This is a genomic window from Arthrobacter sp. T572, from assembly GCF_056780115.1.
In genome coordinates, this window is sequence record NZ_JBRAZQ010000002.1 from 1,342,081 (window position 1) to 1,368,460 (window position 26,380).

Sequence of the window (26,380 nt, forward strand, 5' to 3'; positions counted from 1 at the left end):
GCCTAACCGTCAGTGAACGGAAGGCGGCTCAGCCGGGCGCCAACGGATGAATTGCGTTGCTCGGCCTGGCGCAGGCGGTTGAGTTCACGGTTGCGGCGCTCCCCGAGCACTGCCCCGATGTAGTCCTCGGGAAGTGTGCCGGCGGGCGGGGGAGGAGCCACGAAACCTGCCAGTTCAGTGGCCAGCGATCCGGCCATCCTGCTGCGCGAGGTTGGTGCCATCAAATAAGCCTGCTGCACAAAAGTACCCGCACGCCGCGCGGTGGCGTCCGGCACCCTCCCGATATCGGCCATGGATACCCATGCCTGCAGGTAGGGCGGGGCCGCCGGCAGGATCCGCGGCACCGAGGGGACGCGCTGCCGGAGGGAGTAGGTACCGGCAACAACGTCGCCAAGGCGCTTGGACCGCTCGTTGAACAGCGCCACAGCGATGGCCAGGCCTCCGAACGTCAGGTAGACCTCCAGGAATCCAAGGAGCCCCCGGATGACGGCATGCCGGAAGCGGATGGCGCCGCCGTCGTCGCGCACGATCCTGAGTCCGGCAGCCAGCTTGCCCAACGACCGCCCGCGGGTGAGCGTCTCCACCGTGACCGGCACGATCACGAAGGAAAAGACCACGCTGAAGATGATCGCAGCCCGCATGGCGGCCTCGTCCCAGTCTTCCGAGGCCATGGCGATGAGGATGATGAGCACGACCAGCAGAATCACGTGGACGATGACATCCAGGATGAGGCCAAGGGCCCTCGCGGCGAATGAGGCCGGGCGGAGTTCCAGGACAACTGCCTCGCCAGTGATGATCGAACTCAAGACCGCCCCCCGGTTCTGCTTTGTCCGGGTCCGGCTGATACCGACCCCTGCAGCACGAGTCTATCTCTGCCTCCGGATGGACGCCCCCGGGGCCGGCAGGGATTAGTGTGGTGGCGTGGACATCGATGCCTTCTCGGCGGTGCATGGGGAAAAATGGTCGCGGCTCACGCTGCTGGCCCATAAGCGCAGGCTGACCGGGGCTGAAGCCGACGAACTGCTGCGCCTGTATCAGACAGTTTCTGCGCACCTTTCACTCATACGGTCGGTGGCACCGGAATCGGCCGTGTCGTCGTCGTTGTCCGCAGCGCTGGCGCAGGCCCGCACCCGCTTCACCGGTGCCCGTTCCAACTTCATGGAGGACCTGGCCCGGTTCTTCGTGATCTCCCTCCCGGCGGCTTTCTACCGCATCCGCTGGCTGACGGTGTGGTGCGGGGTGTTCTTCGTTGTGGTCGGAAGTGCCTACGCCTTCTGGATCGGAACGTCCACAGAGGCGCTGCGCGCGGTGGCGAGCGAGGAAGAAGTCCGCCGCTATGTGGAGGAAGACTTTATCGATTACTACTCCGAGAACCCTGCTGCCTCCTTCGCCGGCGCGGTCTGGACGAACAATGCCTGGATTTCCGCGCAAGCCGTTGCCTTTGGCATCACCGGCTTCTGGGTCCCCATGATCCTGTTCCTCAACGCCCAGGGCGTCGGAGTCGCCGCGGGCCTGTTCGTGGCCACCGGGAAACTGGAGATCTTCTTCAGCTACATCCTTCCCCACGGGCTCATGGAACTTACGGCCGTGTTCATTGCCTGCGCAGCCGGCCTGAGGATTTTCTGGGCCATGGTCCGGCCGGGGCCGCGGACGCGGATGCAAGCGGTGGCCGACGAAGGGCGCTCGCTGATCACCGTGGCTTTGGGGCTCGTGCTGGTCCTGCTGGTGTCCGGCGTGGTGGAAGGCTTCGTCACGCCAAGCCCGCTGCCTGTCTGGGCGAAGATCGCGATCGGCGCGCTGGTGCTCGCCGCGTACTGGGTCTATACCCTGGTTTTGGGACGCAGGGCTTTCCGCTCCGGCGCCACAGGCGACCTGGACGCCCACGACGCCGGGTACCGCGGCATCGCTGCCTAGCACCTTACAGTTGCGTTTCAATGTGCCGGCCTGCGGGGTGGCAGAGCGTGTCAGAGCAAGCCCTGACTGTAGGCTCGAATGCAGACAAGAGAGCCGGCAATGTTCGAATGCCGGTCGATGCCTACGGAAGTGGAAACGCTGTGAGCGAGAAGACCCCGAAACCACAGGAACCGGATACGGACGTCCATGACGACACCGAGGAACCGGCCTTTGACTGGATGAAGCCGCAATCTTCCAGTGGTTCTTCCGCGGCAGCTTCTCCGGCCTCCGCCGGGCCCGCAGCGGCTGCCTCGTCCACTGTGCCCGATTCGGGGCAGGCGCCAGGGCAAGCTGTGACCGGACAGCCCGAAAGCCGTGCCGACCGCAAAGCTGCCGAAGCCGCGGATGCTGAACCCGAACCGCCGCTCTTTGCCGACACCGTAGCGGCCACCGGAGAACAACCGCGGCACTACTCTGAGTCACTGCCGACGTCGGCGCTCCAGGTGCGGCCACCGGAGGACGAAGTCGCCCGCCGCAACGCTGAACGGGAGCAGGCAGCCAAGGTCAAACCCCTGGGTCCGCGCATCTTCCAGGTCCTCCTCGCCGTTTTCTACCCCATCATCCTGCTCGTTCTCGCAGTCCGGGCCGTCACCAGTCCGCTCTTCCTTTGGGTGGAGTACAACCGGCCGGGATTCCCTGGCGACGGCTACGGCTTCAGCACGGACGACCGCATGACCTACGGATCCTACGCCGTGGACTACCTCAGTAACTGGGCCGGCCCGCGATACTTGGGCGGGCTGGTCAACCAGGACGGCGGAAAGCTGTTCAAGGACAGCGAAGTTGCCCACATGGCCGACGTCAAGCTGGTCATACTGTCGTCCTTCGGCGCGGGACTGCTCCTCATCATCCTCAGCATCATCGCCATCCTGTACTTGCGGAAGCGGAGCCAAGGCGGCGTACGGCGTGGCCTGTTCGCAGGATCAATCGTCACGCTGGCCATCATCATCGGCTTGGCCGTCCTTGCCACGCTGAGCTGGCAGACCTTCTTCACCGAGTTCCACCGCATCTTCTTTGCCAGCGGCACATGGACCTTCGCCTTGGAGGACACCCTCATCCGCTTGTTCCCGGGACAGTTCTGGGTGGACGCGGGGATCGTGATCGCTGCACTGGTCTTCCTGGCAGCGACGCTGACGTTCATCCTGACCTGGCCCACGCGGAAGCGCCGTGGGTTAGGCGCGAAGCAAGAAGGCAAAGACGAAAACGATGCTCCGGAGGAGGGCCCTGAGGTGGCCGGCGTCCGCTAGCCATTCACAGCTTACGAATATCCCGGGTCCAGCCCCTTCCGTTTCGTTCAGAGTTGCTTGACGAGCCCGCGCACCCGGTTCAGGAATAGCGCCCGTAGTTCGCCGTTCGGAGCTACGGAGCTGAAGACAACGGCGAGCATCACTGCCGCGTCCAACCGGAGAATCAGCCACGCGCGGACGGTTCAGATACGCGCACGTGGTGGTTCACTTCGCGTAAAGCTTTTCCACCGCCCCGGAGAAGTCCTTGACCACGGCGGCGCGCTTGAGTTTCAGCGACGGTGTGAGGTGCCCCGATTCCACAGTTAGCTCGGCATTGATGAAGCCGAACTTCTTGATGGACTCCGCTGCGGATACCAGCGTGTTGGCCCCATCCACCGACGATTGCACGGCTGCACGGACGCGTGGATCCCGGGCAGCGTCGGCAGGGGAGAGAAGCGGCACTTTGTTCTCCTCGCACCAGTCGGCCAGCCCTTCGGCGTCAAGGGCCACCAGGGCAGCTACGAAAGGACGCCCGTCGCCTACCACCACCGCCTGGCCCACCAGCGGGTGCTCCCGCAGTTTTTCCTCCAGAGGTCCGGGTGCCACGTTCTTGCCGCCGGCCGTGACCAGCAGGTCCTTCTTCCGGCCCGTGATGGTCAGGAACCCGTCCTTGTCCAACTGGCCGACGTCGCCGGTGCGGAAGAATCCGTCCACGAAAGCCTCCGCGGTGGCCTGCTCATTGCCGTGATAACCCTTGAAGACGCCGATTCCCCTAACCAGGATTTCACCGTCGGAGGCAACCCGGATGGTGGTACCGGGAAGTGGAATGCCGACCGTCCCGATGCGGGACATGGTAGGCGTGTTGACGGTGCAGGGGGCGGTGGTTTCCGTAAGCCCGTAGCCCTCCAGGACGGGTACACCCGCGCCGTGGAAGAAGTGGTTCTCCCGAAGGCTGAGCGGGCTGGCGCCGGAGACCGTGTACCCCACGGCACCGCCAAAAGCGTCCCTGACCCGGGGGTAGAGGAGCTTGTTGAACGCCTTGTGCTTCAAGCTGAGCAACCAACCGGGGCCGCTGCCCTCCCCGCGTGAGGCGAGGTCTGCCGCCGTCGAATATTCCACGGCGGTCGCCGAAGCTGCGGCAAAGAGCGCCGCTTTTCCGGACATGGCGGCCTTGTGGGCTGCGCCGGCGTAGACCTTCTCAAAGATTCTGGGCACGGCCAGCAGGAATGTGGGTTTGAAGGCTCCGAGGTCGGCCATGAGGCCATTGGCTCCGGCGCTGTGTCCCAACGTGACTCCGGCTGTCAGGCACACGACCTGCACAGCCCGTGCCAGCACGTGTGCCAGGGGGAGGAACATCAAGGTCCTGGCGCCCTCCTGCATCAGGAGTTCGGGGAGGAACGGAATGACGTTCCTGGCCACGAGCACGAAGTTGCCGTGGGTTATTTCGCAGCCCTTGGGGTTGCCGGTGGTCCCGGAGGTGTAGACGATGGAGGCGACATCTGCCAGGTTGGCTTTGCTGCGTTGCCGTTCCAGCTCGGCATCGGTGATACCGCTCCCGACGGCGGCCAGGCTGGTCAGGTTATGGGCCTCGCCTTCGTGCTCCATCCGGATGATCGTCACGGGATCGTCACCGAGGGCAGCCGACCTTTCCACCAGCGCGTGAACCATCGCGCCCTTCCCGGCGTCTTCGACGAAGATGCGGCGCGCGCCGGAATCCACGAGGATCCACTCGATTTGGCTGGCCGAGGACGTCTCGTAGATGGGGACGGTGACGCCGCCCGCCATCCAGATGGCAAAGTCCACCAGTGTCCACTCAAAACTTGAGTGGGACAGGACAGCCACAGGATCTCCTGGAGCAACACCACCGGCGATCAGCCCTTTGGCCAGTGCCTGCACATCGGCCAGGAATTTTGCCGCGGGTACGTTGAGCCAGCCGTTGGGAGTCTTGTGGGCGTACAGGATCCCGTAGGGGTCCTTGTGGCAGCGTTCCAGAAGGAGGTCCGTCACGTTGGTGTCCTCGCCGGCCTCCACCAAGAGTTCCGTGCTTGCTTCCCTCACTACCCTGATCACTTTCTGCCTGGATGGGTGTCTTGTACCCGGCTCCTTCGAGGTTCCCCGCGTGTCCAGCCTAAATCCACGATGGCATCCACATACGCATCCGCCACTCCTGGTAGCTGACTACTTCGGCCGTCAGCACAGGGTAGAAGAAGGCCGTAGCCATCACGGCCAGCACCACAACGATGGCGAGCATGTAGAGGCCGGAGCGCCTGCGCCAGGGTGGATCGCTGCTGCGGCCGAGCACCAGCCCCAGGACATAGGTCACTGCCAGCACCAGGAACGGCTCGAACGAGACTGCATAGAAGATGAACATGGTGCGTTCGGGGTACATGAACCACGGGAGATATCCCGCAGCGACGCCTGCCAGGATGGCCCCGGCCCGCCAGTCCCGGCGGCCTGCCCACCAAAACAGAAGGATTACCAGGGCGATGGCGCCACCCCACCAGACAATGGGGTTGCCCAGGGGAGAGATTGCAGCCGAGCACGTTTCCACCACACAGCCCGCTGTCCCCTGCTTGGGGGACTGGTAGTAGAACGAGGTGGGCCGCCCCATGGCCAGCCACGTCCAGGGGCTGGATTCATACGGGTGGTCGGAGCTGAGGCCCTGATGGAACTTGTAGGCTTCCAGGTGGTAATGCGCAAGCGATCGTACCGGGTTGGGCAGCCAGTCCCAGCCCGGCGCCGGATTGGTGACCGCCCACTGCCGGTAATACGCATCCTTGGACAGGAACCACCCGGTCCATGTGGCCGTATAGGTGACGGCCATCGCAGGGATGATGGTCAGGAATGCCGGAATGCCGTCTTTGATGATCGCGGCACTCGGCCAACTCCGGATGCCGGCAATCCGGCGTGCGCTCATATCCCAGAACACCGTCATCAGGCCGAACGCCGCCACGAAAAAGAGGGCTGACCATTTGGTGCCCACGGCCAGCCCCAGGCATATACCGGCCACGAGACGCCACCAACGCATGCCCAGCCAGGGACCGGACAGGAGCTGGACCGCCATGGGCCGCTTGCCGGGCGAAGCAGCCGCTTGCGCGGCGAGCCGGGCTGCCAGACGACGGCGGCCGTCGTCGCGGTCCAGCAGGAGCGCACCGAAGGCGGCAAGGATCCAACAGGCGAGGAAGATGTCCAGCAGCGACGTCCTGGACAACACGAGGTGGTGGCCGTCGATCGCCAGCAGCAGCCCGGCGACAGCGCCAAGGGTGTGCGAATGGAAGAGTTTCAGCGCGATCAGGGACACGAGGAATACTGTCAGCGTGCCCGTCAAAGCCGCGCCGAACCGCCATCCGAAAGGGTTGTCCGGCCCAAACAGCCACATACCGAATGCGATCATCCATTTGCCGACGGGCGGGTGGACTACGTATTCAGGGGTGCTCAGGAGGACATCGGGGTTGCCGGCGTTGAAGGAGTCGTTGGCTTTGGCCGGCCAACTGCGCTCGTAGCCGCTGACCAGATAGGAGTAGGCGTCCTTGACGTAGTAGGTCTCGTCAAAGACCAGGCTGTGCGGCGTTTCAAGGCGGAAGAAGCGGAGGATTCCCCCGATGGCGGCGGTGATGGCCGGGATGAGCCAAAACCATAAACGCAACGACGGCGGGTAGTCCCGCCAGCTTTGGATCCCGCCGATGAGCCTGGTCCGCAATGCTTCCGCGGTGAAGGCTTCGCTTGGCCGCTGCACCCACCGATGACCTTCAAGCCCGCGTCCGTAGCCAGGCCCGCCGCCCAAGGCTGACCCCGATGGCTGCCAGGCCATCAGTTTCCTTACCGGTTGATGGGCTACAAATCCTTGTGCCGTCGCCTCGGGCCCTTTGGGCGGGGACGGCGTCACGGGAGTCCCGGAATCTGTATCAGGAACGGACGACTGGTTCACCCGCCCATGCTACCTGTCGATTCTTGGTGCAAAGCTGAAATGCCGGTCGGCCCGCGCGGGCACTAGGCTTGGCCTGTGGAAAAAGAACGTAGTGAGCCTGCTGAGGCGTCCTTGGACAACGAGTTTCCTGAGGACGGGCTGGAAGCGCCCGCACAGGCTGACGGCACCGGGACCGGCAGGATCGTCCTGGCGGCGACCCCGATCGGGAACGTGGGCGACGCTTCGTCCCGCCTGATTGAGCTGCTGGGCAGCTCCGACATCATTGCTGCCGAAGACACCCGCAGGCTGCACCGGCTGGTCCATGCCCTGGGGGTCGAGGTCTCCGGTCGGGTGATCAGTTACCACGAACACAATGAGGCCACCAAGACCGGCGAACTCCTGGAACAGGTGCGCGCAGGCAAAAGCATCCTCATGGTCAGCGACGCTGGAATGCCCGCAGTATCCGACCCTGGGTTCCGCTTGGTGGAAGGCGCTGTCGCTGCCGGGCTCACGGTGACCGCAGTCCCTGGCCCATCGGCTGTGCTGACGGCCCTGGCGTTGTCCGGCCTGCCCACGGACCGTTTCTGCTTCGAAGGTTTCCTGCCGCGCAAGGCCGGTGAACGCAGCTCCCGCCTGGCCGACCTGGCCGATGAACGCCGCACGATGGTGTTCTTTGAAGCGCCGCACCGCCTGGAAGTGATGCTTCGGGCCCTGCACGAACGCTTCGGCCCGGATCGCCGCGGAGCGGTCTGCCGTGAACTGACCAAGACCTATGAGGAAGTCATCCGCGGAAGCCTGCGCGAGCTGCTGGAATGGGCGGAGACCAACGAGGTCCGGGGCGAGATCGCCGTGGTGGTCGGTGGTGCACCTGAACAGGCCCCGGCCAAGCCCGAGGACCACGTTGCCGCCGTCAACGGGCTCGTTTCCCAAGGCATCCGCCTGAAAGAAGCCGTGGCAGCGGTGGCCGACGACGCCCGCATCAGCAAGCGGGAGCTGTACGCGGCGGTGCTCGCGGCCCGGTGACAGCCCTGTGCAGCTGCACAAATTGAGAGGCGCGGGGCAGTGCGCGAAGGCGTAGACACTGCTTCCGGCCGGGCAGTACCGTGGCAGTAATTCAAGCCACTTCTGGCAAGGAACCCTAGTGGTGCAACACTCCAAAAGCACCCAAGACGAAGGAGTCGCCATGACTGTCACGGTTGAGCGCGAAAGCGAACTGCTGGCTTCCGTCCCCACTGGCCTGCTGATCAACGGTCAGTGGCGTCCGGCGGGATCCGGAAAGACTTTTGATGTTGAGGACCCGGCCACGGGCAAGGTCCTGCTCAGCATCTCCGACGCCGGTGCCGAAGACGGTGCCGCAGCTCTGGACGCGGCTGCCGCCGCACAGGCTGACTGGGCACGCACCGCTCCGCGCGAACGCGGGGAAATCCTGCGCCGCGCCTTCGAACTCGTCACGGAGCGCGCCGAGGACTTCGCCCTGTTGATGACCCTGGAAATGGGCAAGCCGTTGGCCGAAGCCCGCGGCGAGGTTGCCTACGGTGCCGAGTTCCTGCGCTGGTTCTCCGAAGAGGCTGTCCGCGTATCGGGCCGCTACTCCGCCGCTCCGGACGGCAAGAACCGCCTCCTCGTGCAGAAGAAGCCGGTTGGCCCCTGCCTGCTGATCACCCCCTGGAACTTCCCGCTGGCCATGGCCACCCGCAAGGTGGCCCCGGCCGTCGCCGCGGGTTGCACCATGGTCCTCAAGCCCGCAAACCTGACCCCGCTGACCAGCCTCCTGTTCGCCCAGGTCATGCAGGAAGCAGGCCTGCCCGCCGGCGTCCTGAACGTCATCCAGACCTCCACCGCCGGCGCAGTCACCGGTCCGTTGATCAAGGATGACCGCCTCCGCAAGATCTCCTTCACCGGCTCGACGCCGGTGGGCCAGGCCCTGATCCGCGAAGCCGCGGACAAGGTCCTGCGCACCTCCATGGAACTGGGCGGCAACGCACCGTTCGTCGTCTTCGAGGACGCCGACCTGGACAAGGCAGTCGAAGGCGCCATCGCAGCCAAGATGCGCAACATGGGCGAGGCCTGCACTGCAGCCAACCGCTTCATTGTCCACGAGTCCATCGCCGACGCCTTCGCTGAGAAGTTCGCGGCCAGGATCGGTTCGCTCACCACCGCCCGCGGCACCGAGCCGGAGTCCAAGGTCGGTCCGCTGATCGACGGCAAGGCCCGCGACGGCGTCCACGCCCTGGTTGCCGACGCCGTGGCCGGTGGCGCCGAGGCAGTCACCGGTGGTGCCGCCGTCGACGGTCCCGGTTACTTCTACCAGCCCACCGTGCTGAAGAACGTCGCCGAGGACGCCCGCATCCTGCAGGAAGAGATCTTTGGACCGGTCGCCCCGATCATCAAGTTCTCCACTGAGGACGACGCGATCCGCCTGGCCAACAACACCGAATACGGCCTGGTGGCCTATGTCTTCACCAAGGACCTCAACCGTGGCCTGCGCGTCAGTGAGCGCCTCGAGACCGGCATGCTCGGGCTCAACGCCGGCGTCATCTCCAACGCCGCAGCACCGTTCGGTGGCGTCAAGCAGTCCGGGCTGGGCCGCGAGGGCGGTTCCGAAGGCATCGAAGAGTACCTCTACACCCAGTACGTAGGTATCGCGGACCCGTACGCCGACTAGGCATCGCAGGATCCGCATCCGCCGCTCTCGCAACAAGAACGGCCGGCACCGGTAAGGGCCCGGCACTGGAACCACAAGTTCCGGTGCCGGGCCCTTGCCCATTCGTAGGCCTGGTGTTGCCTAGCGGCGCTGGGGGAGAAGGCCGCGGGCGGCCCGTCCGGAACGCGCTGCCGCACGGCCCACGTGCCGGGCCCCGGAAGCCACAGCGCGGAACGGCGCCCCCAGGGCGTGGACCCACCGGCGCATCAACGACGGCGGCAGCCAAGTGGCGCGGAAGCGGGCCACCCAGCCGGCGTTGTTCCGCAACGATTGACGGACGACTCCGATCCTCGCCGATGCTGCGGAAGGGACCACTGCGGAACGGCCGTAGCGTTGCCTCTCGAAGTCCGAGGTGAGGGAGGCAACCGCTGTGTGTGCGGCGTCGTCCAGTCCTCCCGGCTCTCCCAGAGCCCTGCTGGAGCGCAGGCGCGCCGAGAAATGTCGAGGAGTTTCACTCGGTCTGGACGGCACCCCGAAATCGGTGGCAAGATCCTGGAGCTCCGCCCAGGCCAAGGCGGCCGAAGGATCCTGGAAACCCGGCGGGCGGCTTTCCACGGGCGGGCCGCGCCGGTTGAGCCGCCGTCGGCGGACCACGGTCCTGCTGAGCCACGGAGAGGCCAGGAACCCGAGAACCAGGACCACGGCGCCGGCGGTAACCAGAATGCCGGGCAGCGGATCGGGCGCCGCTGCGGTGCCGGCCGGAGTACCTGTCGGCGGCAAGGGAGCAACTGAAGGGGCGGGCGTGGCCGGTGTGGAAGGAACCTCTTTCTCGTCCGCGTTGGTGCTCAGGTTGCCGGGCACGGACGATTCAGTGGCGTAATCGGGAACAAAACCCCGCGACGGCGTGGGCTCAAAGGGAACCCAGCCGAGGCCCTCGAAATACAGTTCCGGCCATGCATGGGCGTCGCGGGCATCGACCTCGTATTCGGGGAAGGAACCCTGTCCCACCAGCGACACTGTCTCCCCGGTGAGGCGGCCGGGAGCATAACCAACGGCAATGCGGCTGGGGATGCCCTCCACCCTCGCCATGACGGCCATGGCTGAGGAGAAGTGAACGCAGTACCCGCTCTTGACCGACAGGAAATCGGCCAGGACGGACAGGCCGTTGCCGTCGTAACCGTTCTGGACCGGAGCCTGCAGGGAATACGTGAACTCTGTGGAGCGCAAGTACTTCTGGATCGCCAGGGCCTTGGCGTAGTTGCTGCCCGCGGAAGCTGTCACGGTGTCGGCGGTTTCACGGACGATACCCGGGAGGTTGCCGGGAACCCGAAGGAAGTCCTCCGGGATGGACTGGGCAGCGGCTGTAGCCTGCGACAGCGACTGGGCCGTCACCTTGGGAGTTGCCGAAAAGACCACGTAACGCTGTGACAGCGTGCTGGTCTCGGTGCTCATGATGCTCAAGGTTGCCGGATCCCAGGTCCAGCGCCCGTTGAGTCCGTTCACGGAGACCGGGGCAAAGGGTGCCGGCAGGTAGGGACTGGTGAAAAGCCCTGCATTGATGGATGTCACCGCGTTCACGACTTCGCCCTGTACCGAGTAGCCCGTCTCCATCCTGTCCGCCCCGGCCCGGCGCGTGGCCGAGCGGTCGTCCGGGGCCCAGGTCTCGCCGTCGAAGTGGTCGATGGTGACCGACCGCAAATACAGCGGCGAACTGGAACTCGTGGCATAGGTGATCCGCCCGGCGCCCGTAGGGCTGCGGAGGCTGTTGCCCAGGGTGATCATGGGGTTGAGCCCGTTGGATGTGCCCCACGGGCTCAACCGCGACCCCTGCGGGAACGTACCGGTTTCGAAGCCGGGGATGGCCACCGGAACAACCATGGTCAACCCCAGCGCCACGGCCCCGGTCACCACGGCCCGGCGGAACTGTCCCGAACTGCGGGGTGCGCCCGACTGGAGGCGGGAATCCGGGGCGAACCACTGGCTGCACCCCACGATCAGCAGGAAGCCGACCACACCTCCGATGAACCCGGGCAGACCCACGCTCTGGGGCTTGATGGTGGCCGGGACCACCATGATCGCAAGGATCCCGATACCGCTCGCCGCGGGCATGGCGAGCGGTACCGCCAACGCGTCAACAAGGATGACCAACAGGCCCAGGCAGGCACAGGCAACAAACACGATGCCCGCGTTCGGCGCCACCGGGGAACTCTCCGAGACCACCGTCTCGGCCGCCCTTTTGATGTGCCTGCCCACGGCTTCGAAGGTCCCTGCTGTGGGGATGAACCCCGCAAGGCTCTCCTGCCGGCAGAACGTGAACGCCAGGATTCCCGCCAGGGAAGCCAGTGCCCCCACCGTGGCGAGAATCGGCTGCACGCGAAGTGTCCGGAGGATGGCAAGCGCCAGTGATACCACCACCACCGTGGTGATCAATGGCATGAGCCAGGCCCAACCCCGGAAGACGCCATTGAGGGACAGTGAAGCACCCAGCACGGCCACAGCCACGGCGCCCGCCATCGCCCATGCATACAGGGAATTTCCCTGGCGGCGTGGTGTGCCCTGCTCCGTAGTTCGTGGTCCGCCGTCGGGTTGCCGGGACGGCTGGGTGGCGGATGCCGCCCGGTGGGACGTGGCAGTCATCGCGGCACCGCCGCTCCACGCCGTACGTCCATGGCTGCACTCGCGGCCTTCATGATGCCGCCCTCGTCGAACGCCGCCCACGCCTCCGCCAGCGGCGTTTTGGAGGTCACGGCCACTACCCGCCAGCCGTCGCGCCGCAGCGTCTCCACCACTTGGTCAACGTTGCGTGAAGGGTCGGTGACCAGCAGGGCGAAAGCATTCGCGCCATAACCTGCCGCCGGTCCCAGGGCTTTCGCTTCGGCAAGCGGGATATTGCCCAGCAAGGCAAGCAGGGGACCGCGCAGGCGGTGGGCGGCCAGCTTGTCCATGAGGCGGTCATCGAAGGCCGAGTCCACCGCGTCGTCAGCGGCCGGCCGTTGCTCAGTGGCGGACCCCTGGTGTTCGGCCCGGTGGTGCCTCGGCCCGCTCAGTTCAATGGCAGCCAGGCCCTCGGCAATGGCATGGAGTCCGCCGGCACCGCTGAATTCCTCAGCCAAAGGGTCCGAAGCCGAGCGTGAACGCGCCAACGCCGGATTGCCGAAGACATCGAGGGTCCGCACCGAGTAGTTGCGTTCGGCAAGATGGGCGCTGATGGACATGGCCGCTGTCACGGTCCACTCAAAGCCGGGACTCGTGACCAGGTCCGAATCGTCGTCGTGACCGCCGAACATGGAACCGGCACCTTGCGAAAACGCGGTGAAACGCTGGTCGAGGATGATGGTGGCTTCAGGTGTGGTGACAGATTCCTCCTGGCGGACCATCAGCTGTCCGTGACGGGCCGTTGCCGGCCAATGCACGCGGCGCATTGAATCGCCGTGCCGGTATTCGCGGGTCATGACATCGTCGTCGCTGGGATTTGCCCGGATGCGCGTGGCGGTGACGCCGTCGTTGCCCCGCGCGCCTGCCAGGCCGGTCGCGGGTAGTTCGACGGCGGCAGGCGTCACGGTGAGGAGGTCGCCGTCGTCGATTGCATGGCGCCGCAGCGACAAACCGAACGGGTCGCTGAACTCGGCCGTCACCGGGCCGATACGGAACTGGCCGCGCTTGCCCGACCGCAGATGGTATTCGTAGCGGCTGGTGCCGCCGGACGCGGACCGGGCGGGGAACCGGAAGGCCGGTGGATCGCCGAAGCGGGGAGGCAATTGTTCCTCCATGATCACGTGGCCGGTTGCAAATCCCGTCCTGGCAACGGCCAATCGAACGGTGGTGGGCATCGACGTCTCCACCGTCGCAGGGTTGAACTCGCGGTACACCTGGAACCTTGGCTTCAACACCCGGACCCCGGCCAAGGCCACCAGGGGCAGCAGAATCAGGAACACCGCCAGCGTCAGGAGATCGCGCCGGCCCATGATGTGGGCGGACACCAGTGATACCGCCCCGGCAGCCAGCAGTCCCCAACCCCGGTTGGTGAACAGATGTTTCGGAAGCCGGTCCACAAGTGCCATACGGTCATCCTCCTAGGCGGAGTGCCTGTCCCGGCGCCACGCACCGGGCGGTTCCTGGGCAACCGGCAGCGACGAAAGGATGCCCCGGATGACGGTCTGGGGCGTATCGCCGGAACTGGCCGCCTTGCGGTCGAGGATGATGCGGTGGGCGAGGACGGACTCCGCAACGTCAACGACGTCGTCCGGGAGGACAAAGTCGCGTCCATCCAGGGCGGCCGTTGCCTTTGCCGCACGCAACAGCTGAAGCAGGGAGCGGGGGCTGGCGCCCAGGCGCAGCCGGGAACTTTCCCGGGTAGCCCGGCCAATGGCAACCGTGTACTCCTTGATGGCGGTGGATACATGCACCTGCTGGACGGTGGCGATCATGGCGGCGACGTCGGCGGCCGAGACCACGGGACTCACCTGGGCCAGCGGCGAAGCGGACTGGTGGGTCTCGAGCATCTCGATCTCCGCTTCCTGGTCCGGATACCCCATGGAAATCCTCGCCATGAAGCGGTCACGCTGGGCCTCCGGCAGGGGATAGGTGCCTTCCATCTCGATGGGATTCTGCGTGGCAACCACCATGAACGGCAGTCCCAGCTGGTAGGAGTGTCCGTCCACCGTGACCTGGTGTTCCTCCATGCATTCCAGCAATGCCGACTGAGTCTTGGCGGAAGCCCGGTTGATCTCGTCGCCGATGACGATGTTGGCGAACACCGCGCCCGGCCGGAACTCGAACTGGCGCGACGACTGGTTGTAGATGGAGACGCCGGTGACGTCGGAGGGAAGCAGGTCGGGCGTGAACTGGATGCGGGAAACAGTGCAATCCACGGTACGGGCCAGGGTCTTGGCCAGCATCGTCTTGCCGACGCCGGGGACGTCCTCCAACAAAAGGTGCCCCTGGGCCAGAAGGACGGTCAAAGCCAGCTTGGTGGCGTCGGCTTTACCGTCGATCACTTTGCTGATGGCGTCCAGGATGCGCTGGCTGGCGTCATGGAAACGCTCCGGATCCATGACCTGGTGACGATGCCCGTTGAGCGCAGCCGCGTCCCGGGGCAAGGTTCCATAAGCCTCGCCCTGGAGCATGGAAGGATCAACGGTGACTTGTCGCTTGGACTCCATGAACTGCCCTTCAGCCGTGGCCAATGCCGCTGTTGGCCGCTTGTCCGTTCCAGACTACCCAGTCAATGGCCGTCGCTTACAGAGTGCTGGATGAATTTATGTGCCAAGTGGAATTTATGCCCGAGCCCGGCAGGGGCCGGTGGCGACCGCGGTCCGATTATGGTGGATCCATGTGCAATTCGCTCGCTCCCGCTCCCTACCGCCCGGCGCCCGGTGCCACGGAGGTCCAGGACTCCCGCAAGGAATATCCCCCGGCCCCGGAACCACTGCCGGTGCCGGTCATGGACAACCACACCCACCTGGACTTCCGCCACGGCCTGATCGAAGTGGCGGTCAGCGATGCCATGGATGCCGCCGCTGCCGTAGGGGTACAGGGTGCCGTGCAGGTGGGATGCGATCTTGAATCCTCACGTTTTACGGTGCAGGCAGTCGATACGGATCCCCGGCTGCTGGGAGCTGTGGCCATCCATCCCAACGATGCGCCTGTCTATGCAGGACGTGGCGAGTTGGAAAGCGCCCTGGTTGAGATCGAAGAGCTCGCCCGGCATCCACGCATACGTGCCATTGGGGAGACCGGCCTGGATTTCTTCCGGACCCACGGCGAAGGCCTTAAGCACCAGCGGTACTCGTTCCGGCGTCACATCGATATCGCCAAGCGACTGGGGCTGACCCTGCAGATCCACGACCGGGATGCCCACGATGACGTGGTGCAGGTCCTGATGGAAGAAGGGGCGCCCGAGCGCGTGGTATTCCACTGCTTTTCCGGAGATGAAGAGCTGGCCCGGATCTGCAACGACAACGGCTGGTACATGTCCTTCGCCGGAACCATGACCTTCAAGAACGCCGCCAACCTCCGGGCAGCCCTGGCCATCGCCGAACCCACCCGGATCCTGGTGGAAACCGACTCCCCGTTCCTTACCCCGCACCCGTACCGGGGCCGCCCGAACGCGAGCTACATGGTGCCCTATACCGTCCGGTCCATGGCCGAAGTGACAAAAGATGACGTCGCTGAACTGTGTACCCGACTGGCCGCCAACACCTTGGAAGCATACGGATCCTGGGACTGACTCCGTTGTCCCGGGATTGCTTTGGGTGGATACCGGGTATGCATTTTTCTTGGCCCGTTTATAACGGATCGGTTACTGTGTACAACTAGTAGCCGGGGTCGGGGAAGGCCTGCGGACAACTGGCTCGGTTCATTCCGGGCTGCTCAGTTGAATCTTTTTGGCGGCGCAGGTGCCGGCAGCAGACGTGGGACCAGGCTTTTGCCTGGCCCCTCCGTTTTGCGGCTGGCATTGTTTTTTGGCGCTTTTCCCCGTGCCCGGATGGTCTGGGAGTTATGGGCAAACGTGATCAAGTTCTTCACAACGGATGGCAAGTTCAGCTTTCTCAAAGTCGGTGCCCAGCTGCTGGTTGTCGCAGCGCTGGTGGTCGGAGTCGTCGCTTTTGTCGGCAACAACAAGACCGTCACCCTCAATGTGGACGGCAAAGTGAGCTCCATCCAGACTTTCGGCGGCACGGTGGACCAGGTGGTCAAGGCGGCCAAAGTCGAGTTGAAGGACGGAGACAGGGTTTCTCCTTCCCTGGACGCCGCCGTGGACAACGGCTCCGTGGTGAACATCAACCTGGCGAAGGCGGTCTCCATCGAGCTCGATGGCGCCCGCAAGACCGTCAACACCAACGCTTCGGACGTCGCCGGGCTGGTCAGCGAACTCGGGGTGGCCAGTTCGTCGGAAATCTCCCAGCCCAAGGACGCCACACTTGAGGTGCAGGGCTCCTTCGTTTCCATCTCCACTCCCAAGACCATCAGCCTGATCGCTGACGGCAAGGACACCAGCACCACCACCACCGCATCCGACGTCGCCGAGGTCCTCAAGGACGCCGGAATCACGGTCGGAGCCACGGACAGGGTTTCGCAGCCCAGCAATGCCCCGGTCATCCAGGACATGGTGATCAAGGTCTCCCGGGTGGACGCCACCAAGACCGCCGAGGCCACTGAGGAAGTGCCGTTCGAAAGCGTCAAGACCGAGAGCGCCGAGCTGTACAAGGGCGAGGAGAAGGTCACCCAGAAGGGCGTGGCCGGCTCAGTGGTCAAGACCTTCAAACTGGTCCTCGTGGATGGCCGTGAAGCCTCCCGCACCCTGGTCTCCAGCAATGTCACCACCCAGCCTGTGACCGAGAAGATCGCCGTGGGCACCAAGGCCCGCCCCGCTCCCGCCACCAAGGCAGCAACCTCCAGCGGCCCCACCGGTGCGCCGAACGAAGCCATGTGGGACAGGATCGCCCAGTGCGAGTCCGGCGGCAACTGGTCCATCAACACCGGCAACGGATACTACGGTGGCCTCCAGTTCTCCAGCCCTACGTGGCTTGCCAACGGTGGCGGAGCGTACGCCCCCACGGCCAACCTCGCCACCAAGGCACAACAGATTGACATTGCCAACCGTCTCTACGCCAAGAACGGCCTGCGCGACTGGGGTTGCGCGCACGCGGCCTGATCCTGTTCAGGCGATACGATACCTAGGTGACTGAACCGAATTCCGAACCCGCCGCCGTCGTCCCTTTGCTGGGGGCCGCAGACATACGGCGGCTCGCCGGGGAAATCGGTGTCCGCCCCACCAAGACCCTGGGGCAGAACTTTGTGATCGACGGCAACACCATCCGGAGGATCGTGTCCTCGGCGAATATCGGGGCCGACGAGACAGTGCTGGAGGTGGGGCCCGGCCTGGGTTCCTTGACACTCGGCCTCCTGGACGCGGCAAGCCACGTGGTGGCCGTCGAGATCGATCCTGTCCTGGCCGGAAAGCTCCCGGACACCGTCAGTGAATGGCGGCCCCAGGCCAAGGACAACTTCCATCTGGTGCTCTCCGACGCCATGAAGGTCACCGAGCTTCCCGTGCAGCCAACCGCCTTGGTGGCCAACCTGCCCTACAACGTGGCCGTGCCGGTGGTGCTGCACTTGCTGGAACATTTTCCGAGCCTCCAACACGGGCTGGTCATGGTGCAGGACGAAGTAGCCGACCGTCTCGCCGCCACGCCTGGCTCCAAGATCTACGGTGTGCCGTCGGTCAAAGCCGCGTGGTACGGGAAGATGAAGAAGGCAGGGGTGATCGGCATGAATGTTTTCTGGCCCGCTCCCAAGATCCATTCGGGGCTGGTGGCTTTCACCCGCCACGAGCCCCCGGCAACCCACGCCACCCGCGAGCAAGTCTTCGCTGTCATCGATGCAGCCTTCGCCCAGCGGAGGAAAACCCTCAGGGCCGCGCTGGCAGGTTGGGCGGGCAGCGCCGCGGAAGCCGAACGATGCCTGGTGGCGGCCGGCGTCGACCCCACGGCCCGCGGTGAAGTGCTGGACATCTCCGCCTATGTCCGGATCGCCGAAGCCCGCCACACCGTGGCAGCATGACCCCCGGGACGAGAAAGACCGGCGGCCTGCCCTATCCGGCAGACCGCTTCCAGGCCCGGACCGTGCGCGTCAAAGCGCCCGGGAAGATCAACGTCTCCTTGAGCGTGGGCCCCTTGCGCCCGGATGGATACCACTCTGTAGCCAGCGTCTACCTGGCGGTCTCGCTCTACGAGGAAGTCACCGCCACCAGCACCGAGTCCCCGGGTATCACGGTCAGTATCAGCCCGCACAGCACCTTGGACCTGGACGGCGTAGACATTCCGTTGGATGAGAGGAACCTCGCGTACAGGGCTGCCGCGCTGATGGCCGAGATGTCCGAGAAACCCACTGGTGTCCATCTGGAAATCACCAAACGGGTCCCCGTGGCCGGAGGCATGGGTGGCGGCTCGGCTGATGCCGCCGCAACGCTGCTCGCCTGCGATGCGCTGTGGGACAGCGGCCTGTCCCGGGAAGAATTGGCGCACGTTGCCTCCGAACTCGGCGCGGACGTGCCGTTTTCGCTCCTCGGAGGCACCGCCGTCGGGCTTGGTGTGGGCGACAAACTGTCGCCTGCTTTGGCCAAAGCGCAAATGGACTGGGTGCTCGTGTTCGCCGACTACGGGCTCTCCACTCCGGAAGTCTTCCGCACGCTGGATGGCCTCCGTGACGCCGAAGGTGCAGACATTGCAGAGCCCGTGGATGTGGATCCCACCATCCTGCAGGCCCTCCGCAACGGCGATCCGGAGACGCTCAGCCGCGTGCTGATCAACGATCTCCAGCGGGCTTCGATCGCTTTGGCGCCGGGGTTGAAGGACACGATCGGGCTGGGCGAGGCCCGCGGTGCCCTCGCGGGAATGGTCTCGGGTTCGGGGCCCACCATCGCGCTCCTGGCCCGGGATGCTGGTTCAGCCGAAGCCCTCGCGGAGGACTTCACCCACCAAGGCCACACTGCCCTTGCGGTCCACGGACCGGTACCCGGTGCCCGGATCATCTCCGATACCCTCCTTTAGTACGCATTCCAGCTGTAGAAAGTAGTACCTCTTGGCCCACCTTCTTGGCGGCGAAAACCTGACGGTTTCCTTCGCAACCCGCACAGTCCTCGACGGCGTCACACTCGGTTTGGAGGATGGCGACCGGATCGGCATGGTGGGCCGTAACGGCGACGGCAAGTCCACGCTCATGCGGCTGCTGGCGCAGCGCTCCACGCCTGATTCCGGCCGGGTCACCAAACGCGGCGACGTCAACGTCGGTTACCTGGACCAGGGCGACGTGCTCGACGGCGACCTGACAGTGGGCGCTGCGATCGTCGGCGACCGCGCGGATCACGAATGGGCGGCAAACCCGAAGATCCGCGAAATCATGGGTGGCCTGGTGGGCGATGTGGACTGGCACGCCAACGTTCACTCGCTGTCCGGTGGGCAGAAGCGGCGCGTTGCCCTGGCCAAGCTCCTCATCGAGGACCACGACGTCATCATGCTCGACGAGCCCACCAACCACCTGGACGTCGAGGGCGTCGCCTGGCTTGCCCGGCACCTCAAGTCGCGCTGGCGCGCCAACCAGGGTGCGTTCCTGGTGGTTACCCACGACCGTTGGTTCCTTGACGAAGTCTGCAACTACACCTGGGAAGTCCACGACGCCATGGTGGACATGTTCGACGGCGGGTACGCCGCCTACGTTTTGGCCCGCGCCGAGCGTGACCGCATGGCCGCCGTCGTCGAGAACAAACGCCAGCAGTTGGTCAAGAAGGAACTGGCCTGGCTGCGGCGGGGCGCACCGGCACGAACCTCCAAGCCGAAGTTCCGAATCGAGGCCGCCAACGAACTTATCTCCGACGTTCCGGAACCGCGTGACTCGGTGGCCCTGAACAAGATGGCTACGGCGCGACTCGGCAAGGACGTGCTGGATCTTGAGAACGTCTCGCTGGATTTTGAAGGCGGCGAGGCCGGACAGAAGCTGTTCGACAACATTACGCTGCGGCTGGCCCCGGGTGAAAGGCTCGGCCTGGTGGGCGTCAACGGTGCCGGCAAGTCCACCTTGCTGAAGCTGCTCAACGGCGATATCCAGCCCACGTCCGGACGACTCAAGCGCGGCAAGACCGTGGTGACGGCCGTCCTCACCCAGGACGTGAAGGAACTCGACGAGGTTTCCGACCTGCGCGTCATCGAAGTGATCGAACGCGAGAAGCGCTCCTTCAACGTGGGCGGCAAGGAATTCACTGCCGGGCAACTCGTGGAGCAGCTGGGCTTCACCAAGGAGAAGCAGTGGACGCCGGTGCCGGACCTTTCCGGTGGGGAACGACGCCGGTTGCAGCTCCTGCGCTTGCTGGTGGGTGAACCCAACGTGCTCATGCTCGACGAGCCCACCAACGACCTCGATACCGACACCCTTGCCGCCGTCGAAGACGTCCTGGACGGCTGGCCGGGTACGTTGGTCGTGGTCAGCCACGACCGGTACCTCCTGGAACGCGTCACCGATCACCAGATGGCCTTGCTCGGCGACGGCAAACTCCGCGGGCTGCCAGGCGGCGTGGACCAGTACCTTGAACTTCGTGACGCCGCCTTGGCCTCCGGCGCTTTCGGGGGATCGACGGCGCCGACGGCTGCCTCCTCCGGCGGTTCTTCGTCCTCTGCCTCCGGTCCCAGCGAGGCCGAGAAGCGCGAAGCACGCAAGGACCTGAACCGGATTGACCGGCAACTCGGCAAGCTCGCGCAGCAGGAAGAGAAGCTCCACACCCAGATGGCGGCGAAGTCAGAGTCCGGCGACTTCGATGCCTTGGGCGAGCTCAATGCCAAGCTGCAGGAGTTGCTCGAGGAGAAGGAAGGCCTGGAGCTGGAGTGGCTCGAGGCGGCCGAGGTCCTCGGAGAGTAGCCTCCCCCGGATGCTCTGTCACCGTTTGCCGGGTTTTGGCGGATGCTCTCTCACCGTTTGCCGGGTTTTGGCGGATGCTCTCTCACCGTTTGCCGGGTTTTGGCGGATGCTCTCTCAGTGTTCGCCGGGTTTTGGCGGATGCTCTCTCAGTGTTCGCCGGGTTTTGGCGGATGCTCTCTCAGTGTTCGTAGCCGATGAGCCAGTGGAGGCCGTGCCGGTCGAGCACTTGGCCGTCGCTGGCACCCCAAGGTTTGGCAGCCAGCGGGTCGATGACCTTGCCTCCTTCTGAGAGCTTCTCGAACCAACTGTGAAGGGTAGCTGGCTCCGATGCGCCCAGCAACGAGAGCATTAGGCCTTCGGTCCTGAGGCTCGTCTCGCCCTTTGCGGCATCTGCGCCGGCCAAGGCGACTGGTCCGCTCAGCACGCCGTGGGCAATCGCGTCGGCAGGGCCGTCGGTACGTCCAAATTCTTTGTATGTATGGAGGGCGACTTCGCCGCCGAAGACGTCCGCGTAAAAGGTCAGGGCTTCGTTGGCCGTTCCAGGGAAGAGGACATAAATCTGCAAGCCAGTCATGGCCCGATCCTAACGGGGAATCCAGATCTCCAGTGTTTGGTGAGAGAGGGTCGGTCGAATGGGGGTGTTTGGTGAGAGAGGGTCGGTCGAATGGGGGTGTTTGGTGAGAGAGGGTCAGGTTTCGGAACGGAGGCCGGGCTCTTTCTGCAAGCCGGTCAGTCCGTTCCAGGCCAGGTTGACCAGGTGGGCCGCTACCGCGCGCTTGTCCGGCTGGCGGCTGTCGAGCCACCATTGGCCCGTCATCGCCACCATTCCCACGAGCATTTGGGCATACATGCCGCCGTCGGCTGCGCTGAAACCCCGGCGGGCGAACTCGTCCGACAGCAGATGTTCCACCCGGGCCGTCACGTGGGACAGGACCGTGGAAAAGGCACCTTCCGGTTGGGAGGGTGGAGCGTCCCGCATGAGGATCCGGAAACCGTCGGTCCGGTCTTCGATGTATCCGAGCAGGGCAAGGGCTGCCCTCTCGACCAGCACGCGGGGCTTGGCCTCCGTGCTGAGGGCCTCAGTGATCGAGTCGAGGAGGATGCGGAATTCGGTCTCCACCACTTGGCGGTAGAGGCCTTCCTTGGATCCGAAGTGCTCATAGATCACGGGCTTGGACACCCCGGCGGTGGCAGCGATTTCCTCGATGGTGGTGCCATCCAGTCCGCGTGCGGCGAAGAGGGCGCGGCCTATGCCAATGAGTTGTGACCTGCGCTGCTGGCCGGTCATCCGTGCCCGCACTGCCGGTACCGCGGGGCCGTGATCCAGCTCCGCAGGTCCAGTGGTGGGGCGGGGGAGTCCAGTGCGCTTGCTCACCTGTCCATCATGCCCCACCCGCCGGGCAGGAGGGTCGTTGACGTGCCCGGAACGCCGTCCGGAACCCGCACGGGCGGGGTCAAGTCGCGAAGCACGCAATGGTCATGGCAAACTAGATTCTTGTGTGTGCATCCCGGTGATCGCCGGAAGGCCCCGGACCCTGCCGTCCGGACGCCTGAAGCATGCACGGTCCGCTCTGGTGTAACGGCAGCACCCCGGCCTTTGGAGCCGTGGAGTATAGGTTCGAATCCTATGGGCGGAACGGTCGGAAAACGCGCTCCACTGTGTACTTGGAACGGCTCGAACGATGCCCGGGTCCACGTCCGGATGGCAGCATTCCGAAGCCGGGTTACCCGGGACAAAACCGAGCAAGGAGAGCCAGTACGTGAGCCCCGAATCCACCGGTCCCGCAGCAGTCATCGTTCTGGCTGCAGGTGCCGGAACACGCATGAAGTCGCGGACTCCCAAGATTCTCCATGAAATCGGCGGCCGCTCCATGGTGGGCCACGCCCTCTTGGCGGCCCGGTCCATCAACCCCGCAAAGCTGGCCCTCGTGGTGCGGCATGAACGCGATCGCGTGGCTGAACACGTCTCCGCGCAGGATCCCCAGGCTTTGATCGTGGACCAGGATGACATTCCGGGCACTGGCCGCGCGGTGGAGGTTGCGGTGAAGGCCCTCGACGCCGAGGCCGAGCTGCATGGCACGGTGGTTGTCACCTACGGCGACGTCCCCTTGCTCACCGGGGAACTGCTGGGCGAGCTGGTCTCCACCCACGAGTCAGAAGGCAACGCCGTCACGGTCCTCACAGCGGTCCTGGACGACGCCACAGGCTACGGCCGCATCCTCCGCGCAGAGGACGGCACCGTGCTGGGCATCCGCGAGCACAAGGACGCCACGGACCAAGAGCGCGCCATCCGTGAGATCAACTCCGGGATCTACGCTTTCGACGCAGCGGTCCTTCGCAAGGCCCTGGAAAGCGTCACCACGGATAACGCACAGGGCGAGATGTACCTGACCGACGTGCTCGGCCTGGCGCGCGACGCCGGTGGCCGGGTTGCCGCGGTCGTTACTGACGACCGCTGGCAGGTCGAGGGTGCCAACGACCGCATCCAGCTTTCGGCCCTGGGCGCCGAGCACAACCGCCGCATTATCGAATCCTGGATGCGCGCAGGCGTCACCGTAGTGGATCCCTCCACCACCTGGATCGACTCCACCGTCACCCTCGACGAGGACGTCCGCCTGCTGCCCAACACGCAACTTCACGGCGCCACCACCGTGGCGAGGGACGCCGTCGTCGGACCTGATACAACCCTCACCGACGTCAACGTCGGCGAAGGCGCCAAAGTGGTCCGCACCCACGGATCCGGTTCCACGATCGGCGCCAAGGCGAGCGTTGGACCGTTCACCTACCTCCGTCCCGGCACGGTCCTGGGCGAAACAGGCAAAATCGGCGCGTTCTACGAAACCAAGAACGTCACGATCGGACGCGGTTCCAAGCTCTCCCACCTGGGCTACGCGGGCGACGCCGAGATCGGCGAGGACACGAACATCGGCTGCGGCAACATCACGGCCAACTACGACGGCGAGAAGAAGCACCGCACGGTGATCGGCTCGGGCGTCCGCACCGGGTCCAACACGGTCTTCGTGGCACCTGTCACTGTGGGCGATGGCGCCTACAGCGGGGCCGGCGCCGTCATCCGCAAGGACGTCCCGCCGGGGGCCCTTGCCCTCAGCCTGGCCGCACAGCGCAACGCAGAGGGATGGGTGCTGGCCAACCGCCCGAGCACCACCTCCGCGCAGCTGGCCCAGGCAGCGCAGGATGACCTGCTGACCCCTGCTTCCACTTCCTCACAATCTCCAGCAACCACAGAAGAGGGCAATCAGGCATGAGCGAAATCACCGCACACGGCGAGAAGAAACTGGTTCTCGCCGCCGGAAGGGCGCATCCGGAGCTGGCGCAGGAAATCGCGAAGGAACTGGAGACAGAACTCCTGCCCATCGATGCCTACGACTTCGCCAACGGCGAGATCTACGTCCGCTCGGCTGAGAGCGTCCGGGGAACCGATGCTTTCGTGATCCAGGCCCACCCGGCACCGCTGAACAACTGGCTCATGGAGCAGTTGATCATGATCGACTCGCTCAAGCGTGCCTCCGCCAAGCGCATCACCGTGGTCTCCCCGTTCTACCCGTACTCCCGCCAGGACAAGAAGGGCCGTGGCCGCGAGCCCATCTCCGCCCGCTTGGTCGCTGACCTGTACCGTACCGCCGGTGCTGACCGCATCATGTCCGTGGACCTCCACACTTCCCAGATCCAGGGCTTCTTCGACGGACCCGTGGACCACCTGATGGCCATCCCGCTGCTGGCGGATTACATCCGCACCAAGGTGGACTCCGAGAACATCACGGTTGTTTCGCCTGATACCGGCCGCGTCCGGGTTGCCGAGCAGTGGGCTGAGCGCCTTGGCGGTGCGCCGCTGGCGTTCGTGCACAAGAGCCGCGACCTGACCGTACCCAACCAGGCAGTGTCCAAGACCGTGGTGGGCCAGATCGAGGGCCGTACCTGTGTGCTGATCGATGACATGATCGACACCGGCGGAACCATTTCCGGTGCCGTGCAGGTGCTGAAGAACGCCGGCGCCAAGGACGTCATCATCGCCTGCACCCACGCCGTCTTCTCAGACCCCGCCGCACAGCGCCTTGCCGAGTCCGGCGCCCGGGAAGTGGTGGTCACCAACACCCTGCCGATTCCGGCCGAGAAGCGCTTCCCGCAACTGACGGTGCTGTCCATCGCACCGTTGATCGCCCGCGCCATCCGTGAAGTGTTCGACGACGGTTCGGTCACCAGCCTGTTCGACGGCAAGGCTTAGTCAGGCGCGGCCAAGGCTGCCTGGCATGACGGGCCATTCACCGCCGAGGGCGGCGGATGGCCCGTTTTCAGTTTTCGGCGGTGCCGCTGGTAAACTTTCGGGGATACCTTGGCGAGGGAGAGCACTTCCGGATGGCATTCATGCCTCCGAGCGGGTCTCCGTTATCGACTGGGTCTGTAACCTCCTTCGACGAAGGCGGGCCGGTTTTCCAAAGGCCCGCGGGCGTGGAAGGTCACTCCAGACCTCCGCCCTTGCTGATCACCACGCCGTTTTAAACGGCACACCAGTAATCAAGGAGTACACATGTCTGAGCAGAAGCTCGCAGCAGAACTGCGCACCGAATTCGGCAAGGGCTACGCCCGCCGCGCACGCGTCGCCGGCCGTATCCCCGCCGTCATCTACGGCCACGGTGCAGAGCCCGTGCACGTGACCCTCCCGGGCCGCGAAACCACCCTGGCAGTCCGCGTTGCCAACGCCCTGCTGAACCTGGACATCAACGGCGAGGCACACCTGACCATCGTCAAGGACATCCAGCGCAACGCCATCAAGCAGACCATCGAGCACATGGACCTCCTGACGGTCCGCCAGGGCGAGAAGGTCACCGTGGACGTTCCCGTCCACGTCACCGGTGAAGTTGCTCCGGGTGCCGTCGCCAACCAGGAAGCCGTCACCCTCTCCGTCGAGGCCGAGGCAACCCACCTGCCCACCGCCCTCGAGGTTGACATCGAGGGCCGCGAGGCCGGCGCGCACGTCCACGCTTCCGACGTCGTTCTTCCCAAGGGCGTCAGCCTGCTGACCGAAGCCGACACCCTGGTGGTCAACGTCTCCGAGGCTGTTGCTGCCGAGGCTGAAGAAGCAGCCGAAGGCGAAGAAGCTCCTGCAGCTGAAGAAGCCGCCGAGTAGTCTGCGACTGCCTGAGGCTTAGCCTTTTCAGTGGCCGGGTCCCTGCGGGGTCCCGGCCACTTTGTTTTGCTCCTTGAACCTGACCAGATTCCCTA

General features: G+C 65.0%; 20 protein-coding genes and 1 tRNA gene. 13 read left to right on the forward strand and 8 right to left on the reverse strand.

Going from position 1 to position 26,380, the window contains the following annotated elements; translation table 11 throughout:
- Positions 1-2: 2 nt before the first annotated feature.
- Complete coding sequence (locus tag ACUYMZ_RS07435; RefSeq protein WP_426006534.1) at positions 3-806, reverse strand: RDD family protein; 804 nt, start codon at positions 804-806, stop codon at positions 3-5.
- 115 nt (positions 807-921) lie between these two features.
- On the opposite strand from ACUYMZ_RS07435, the gene ACUYMZ_RS07440 reads away from it, so the two are divergent.
- Both ACUYMZ_RS07440 and ACUYMZ_RS07445 read left to right on the forward strand, forming a co-directional pair.
- Positions 922-1,914, forward strand: a complete 993-nt coding sequence (locus tag ACUYMZ_RS07440; RefSeq protein WP_426006536.1) for a stage II sporulation protein M — start codon at positions 922-924, stop codon at positions 1,912-1,914.
- 140 nt (positions 1,915-2,054) lie between these two features.
- Positions 2,055-3,197 carry a TIGR01906 family membrane protein gene (locus tag ACUYMZ_RS07445; RefSeq protein WP_481602607.1) on the forward strand — a complete coding sequence of 381 codons (1,143 nt, stop codon included), beginning with the start codon at positions 2,055-2,057 and terminating at the stop codon, positions 3,195-3,197.
- A 204-nt stretch (positions 3,198-3,401) separates the two neighbouring features.
- Here the strand turns inward: ACUYMZ_RS07445 and ACUYMZ_RS07450 are convergent, their stop codons facing one another.
- Positions 3,402-5,234, reverse strand: coding sequence for an AMP-dependent synthetase/ligase (locus tag ACUYMZ_RS07450; RefSeq protein WP_481602608.1), 1,833 nt, complete (start codon positions 5,232-5,234; stop codon positions 3,402-3,404).
- A 70-nt stretch (positions 5,235-5,304) separates the two neighbouring features.
- Positions 5,305-6,987, reverse strand: coding sequence for a dolichyl-phosphate-mannose--protein mannosyltransferase (locus tag ACUYMZ_RS07455; protein ID WP_481602609.1), 1,683 nt, complete (start codon positions 6,985-6,987; stop codon positions 5,305-5,307).
- A 255-nt stretch (positions 6,988-7,242) separates the two neighbouring features.
- Here ACUYMZ_RS07455 and rsmI point away from each other — a divergent pair, with 255 nt between their 5' ends.
- Both rsmI and ACUYMZ_RS07465 read left to right on the forward strand, forming a co-directional pair.
- Positions 7,243-8,106, forward strand: a complete 864-nt coding sequence (rsmI, locus tag ACUYMZ_RS07460; protein WP_426007505.1) for a 16S rRNA (cytidine(1402)-2'-O)-methyltransferase — start codon at positions 7,243-7,245, stop codon at positions 8,104-8,106.
- Between the two features lie 160 nt (positions 8,107-8,266).
- Positions 8,267-9,748: an NAD-dependent succinate-semialdehyde dehydrogenase gene (locus ACUYMZ_RS07465; RefSeq protein WP_426006544.1), complete on the forward strand. Its 1,482-nt coding sequence runs from the start codon at positions 8,267-8,269 to the stop codon at positions 9,746-9,748.
- Between the two features lie 120 nt (positions 9,749-9,868).
- Here ACUYMZ_RS07465 and ACUYMZ_RS07470 read toward each other — a convergent pair whose 3' ends face one another.
- The 3 genes from ACUYMZ_RS07470 to ACUYMZ_RS07480 are packed head-to-tail and all read right to left on the reverse strand — an operon-like array spanning position 9,869 to position 14,889.
- A complete protein-coding gene (locus ACUYMZ_RS07470) occupies positions 9,869-12,364 on the reverse strand; it encodes a transglutaminase TgpA family protein (RefSeq protein ID WP_481602610.1) in 2,496 nt (831 codons plus the stop codon).
- Positions 12,361-13,788 (reverse strand): DUF58 domain-containing protein, encoded by a 1,428-nt coding sequence (locus ACUYMZ_RS07475; RefSeq protein ID WP_426006548.1) that lies wholly within the window; start codon positions 13,786-13,788, stop codon positions 12,361-12,363. The genes ACUYMZ_RS07470 and ACUYMZ_RS07475 overlap by 4 nt, the downstream gene beginning before the upstream one ends.
- A 12-nt stretch (positions 13,789-13,800) precedes the next feature.
- On the reverse strand, positions 13,801-14,889 hold the full coding sequence (locus tag ACUYMZ_RS07480; protein ID WP_426006550.1) for an AAA family ATPase: 1,089 nt from the start codon (positions 14,887-14,889) through the stop codon (positions 13,801-13,803).
- Between the two features lie 170 nt (positions 14,890-15,059).
- On the opposite strand from ACUYMZ_RS07480, the gene ACUYMZ_RS07485 reads away from it, so the two are divergent.
- From ACUYMZ_RS07485 to ACUYMZ_RS07505, 5 genes are all read left to right on the forward strand, one after another.
- Positions 15,060-15,956, forward strand: coding sequence for a TatD family hydrolase (locus ACUYMZ_RS07485; RefSeq protein WP_426006552.1), 897 nt, complete (start codon positions 15,060-15,062; stop codon positions 15,954-15,956).
- 282 nt (positions 15,957-16,238) lie between these two features.
- Positions 16,239-17,384, forward strand: coding sequence for a transglycosylase family protein (locus ACUYMZ_RS07490; RefSeq protein WP_442423478.1), 1,146 nt, complete (start codon positions 16,239-16,241; stop codon positions 17,382-17,384).
- 26 nt (positions 17,385-17,410) lie between these two features.
- On the forward strand, positions 17,411-18,292 hold the full coding sequence (rsmA, locus tag ACUYMZ_RS07495) for a 16S rRNA (adenine(1518)-N(6)/adenine(1519)-N(6))-dimethyltransferase RsmA (protein WP_481602611.1): 882 nt from the start codon (positions 17,411-17,413) through the stop codon (positions 18,290-18,292).
- Complete coding sequence (locus tag ACUYMZ_RS07500) at positions 18,289-19,281, forward strand: 4-(cytidine 5'-diphospho)-2-C-methyl-D-erythritol kinase (protein WP_426006558.1); 993 nt, start codon at positions 18,289-18,291, stop codon at positions 19,279-19,281. Before rsmA ends, ACUYMZ_RS07500 begins: the two co-directional genes overlap by 4 nt.
- A 31-nt stretch (positions 19,282-19,312) precedes the next feature.
- Positions 19,313-21,139 (forward strand): ABC-F family ATP-binding cassette domain-containing protein, encoded by a 1,827-nt coding sequence (locus ACUYMZ_RS07505; protein WP_481602612.1) that lies wholly within the window; start codon positions 19,313-19,315, stop codon positions 21,137-21,139.
- 178 nt (positions 21,140-21,317) lie between these two features.
- Here ACUYMZ_RS07505 and ACUYMZ_RS07510 read toward each other — a convergent pair whose 3' ends face one another.
- On the reverse strand, positions 21,318-21,713 hold the full coding sequence (locus tag ACUYMZ_RS07510; RefSeq protein WP_481602613.1) for a VOC family protein: 396 nt from the start codon (positions 21,711-21,713) through the stop codon (positions 21,318-21,320).
- Positions 21,714-21,827: 114 nt separating this feature from the next.
- Positions 21,828-22,514 carry a TetR/AcrR family transcriptional regulator gene (locus tag ACUYMZ_RS07515; protein ID WP_481602614.1) on the reverse strand — a complete coding sequence of 229 codons (687 nt, stop codon included), beginning with the start codon at positions 22,512-22,514 and terminating at the stop codon, positions 21,828-21,830.
- Positions 22,515-22,704: 190 nt separating this feature from the next.
- Between ACUYMZ_RS07515 and ACUYMZ_RS07520 the strand changes: the two genes are divergently transcribed.
- The 4 genes from ACUYMZ_RS07520 to ACUYMZ_RS07535 all read left to right on the forward strand — a co-directional run bounded on the left by ACUYMZ_RS07520 (position 22,705) and on the right by ACUYMZ_RS07535 (position 26,285).
- Positions 22,705-22,776 (forward strand) — tRNA-Gln (locus ACUYMZ_RS07520).
- A gap of 123 nt (positions 22,777-22,899) precedes the next feature.
- On the forward strand, positions 22,900-24,405 hold the full coding sequence (gene glmU, locus ACUYMZ_RS07525; protein WP_481602615.1) for a bifunctional UDP-N-acetylglucosamine diphosphorylase/glucosamine-1-phosphate N-acetyltransferase GlmU: 1,506 nt from the start codon (positions 22,900-22,902) through the stop codon (positions 24,403-24,405).
- A complete protein-coding gene (locus ACUYMZ_RS07530; RefSeq protein ID WP_426006567.1) occupies positions 24,402-25,382 on the forward strand; it encodes a ribose-phosphate diphosphokinase in 981 nt (326 codons plus the stop codon). Before glmU ends, ACUYMZ_RS07530 begins: the two co-directional genes overlap by 4 nt.
- Positions 25,383-25,685: 303 nt before the next feature.
- Positions 25,686-26,285: a 50S ribosomal protein L25/general stress protein Ctc gene (locus ACUYMZ_RS07535; protein WP_426006569.1), complete on the forward strand. Its 600-nt coding sequence runs from the start codon at positions 25,686-25,688 to the stop codon at positions 26,283-26,285.
- The last annotated feature ends 95 nt before the right edge of the window (positions 26,286-26,380 follow it).

Bases quoted from the DNA above. Each gene is read 5' to 3' on its own strand.
- ACUYMZ_RS07480 (WP_426006550.1), bottom strand. From the start codon at position 14,889: ATGGAGTCCAAGCGACAAGTCACCGTTGATCCTTCCATGCTCCAGGGC.
- ACUYMZ_RS07475 (WP_426006548.1), bottom strand. From the start codon at position 13,788: ATGGCACTTGTGGACCGGCTTCCGAAACATCTGTTCACCAACCGGGGT.
- ACUYMZ_RS07535 (WP_426006569.1), top strand. From the start codon at position 25,686: ATGTCTGAGCAGAAGCTCGCAGCAGAACTGCGCACCGAATTCGGCAAG.
- ACUYMZ_RS07455 (WP_481602609.1), bottom strand. From the start codon at position 6,987: ATGGCCTGGCAGCCATCGGGGTCAGCCTTGGGCGGCGGGCCTGGCTAC.
- ACUYMZ_RS07470 (WP_481602610.1), bottom strand. From the start codon at position 12,364: ATGACTGCCACGTCCCACCGGGCGGCATCCGCCACCCAGCCGTCCCGG.
- ACUYMZ_RS07485 (WP_426006552.1), top strand. From the start codon at position 15,060: ATGTGCAATTCGCTCGCTCCCGCTCCCTACCGCCCGGCGCCCGGTGCC.
- ACUYMZ_RS07530 (WP_426006567.1), top strand. From the start codon at position 24,402: ATGAGCGAAATCACCGCACACGGCGAGAAGAAACTGGTTCTCGCCGCC.
- ACUYMZ_RS07465 (WP_426006544.1), top strand. From the start codon at position 8,267: ATGACTGTCACGGTTGAGCGCGAAAGCGAACTGCTGGCTTCCGTCCCC.
- ACUYMZ_RS07500 (WP_426006558.1), top strand. From the start codon at position 18,289: ATGACCCCCGGGACGAGAAAGACCGGCGGCCTGCCCTATCCGGCAGAC.
- ACUYMZ_RS07510 (WP_481602613.1), bottom strand. From the start codon at position 21,713: ATGACTGGCTTGCAGATTTATGTCCTCTTCCCTGGAACGGCCAACGAA.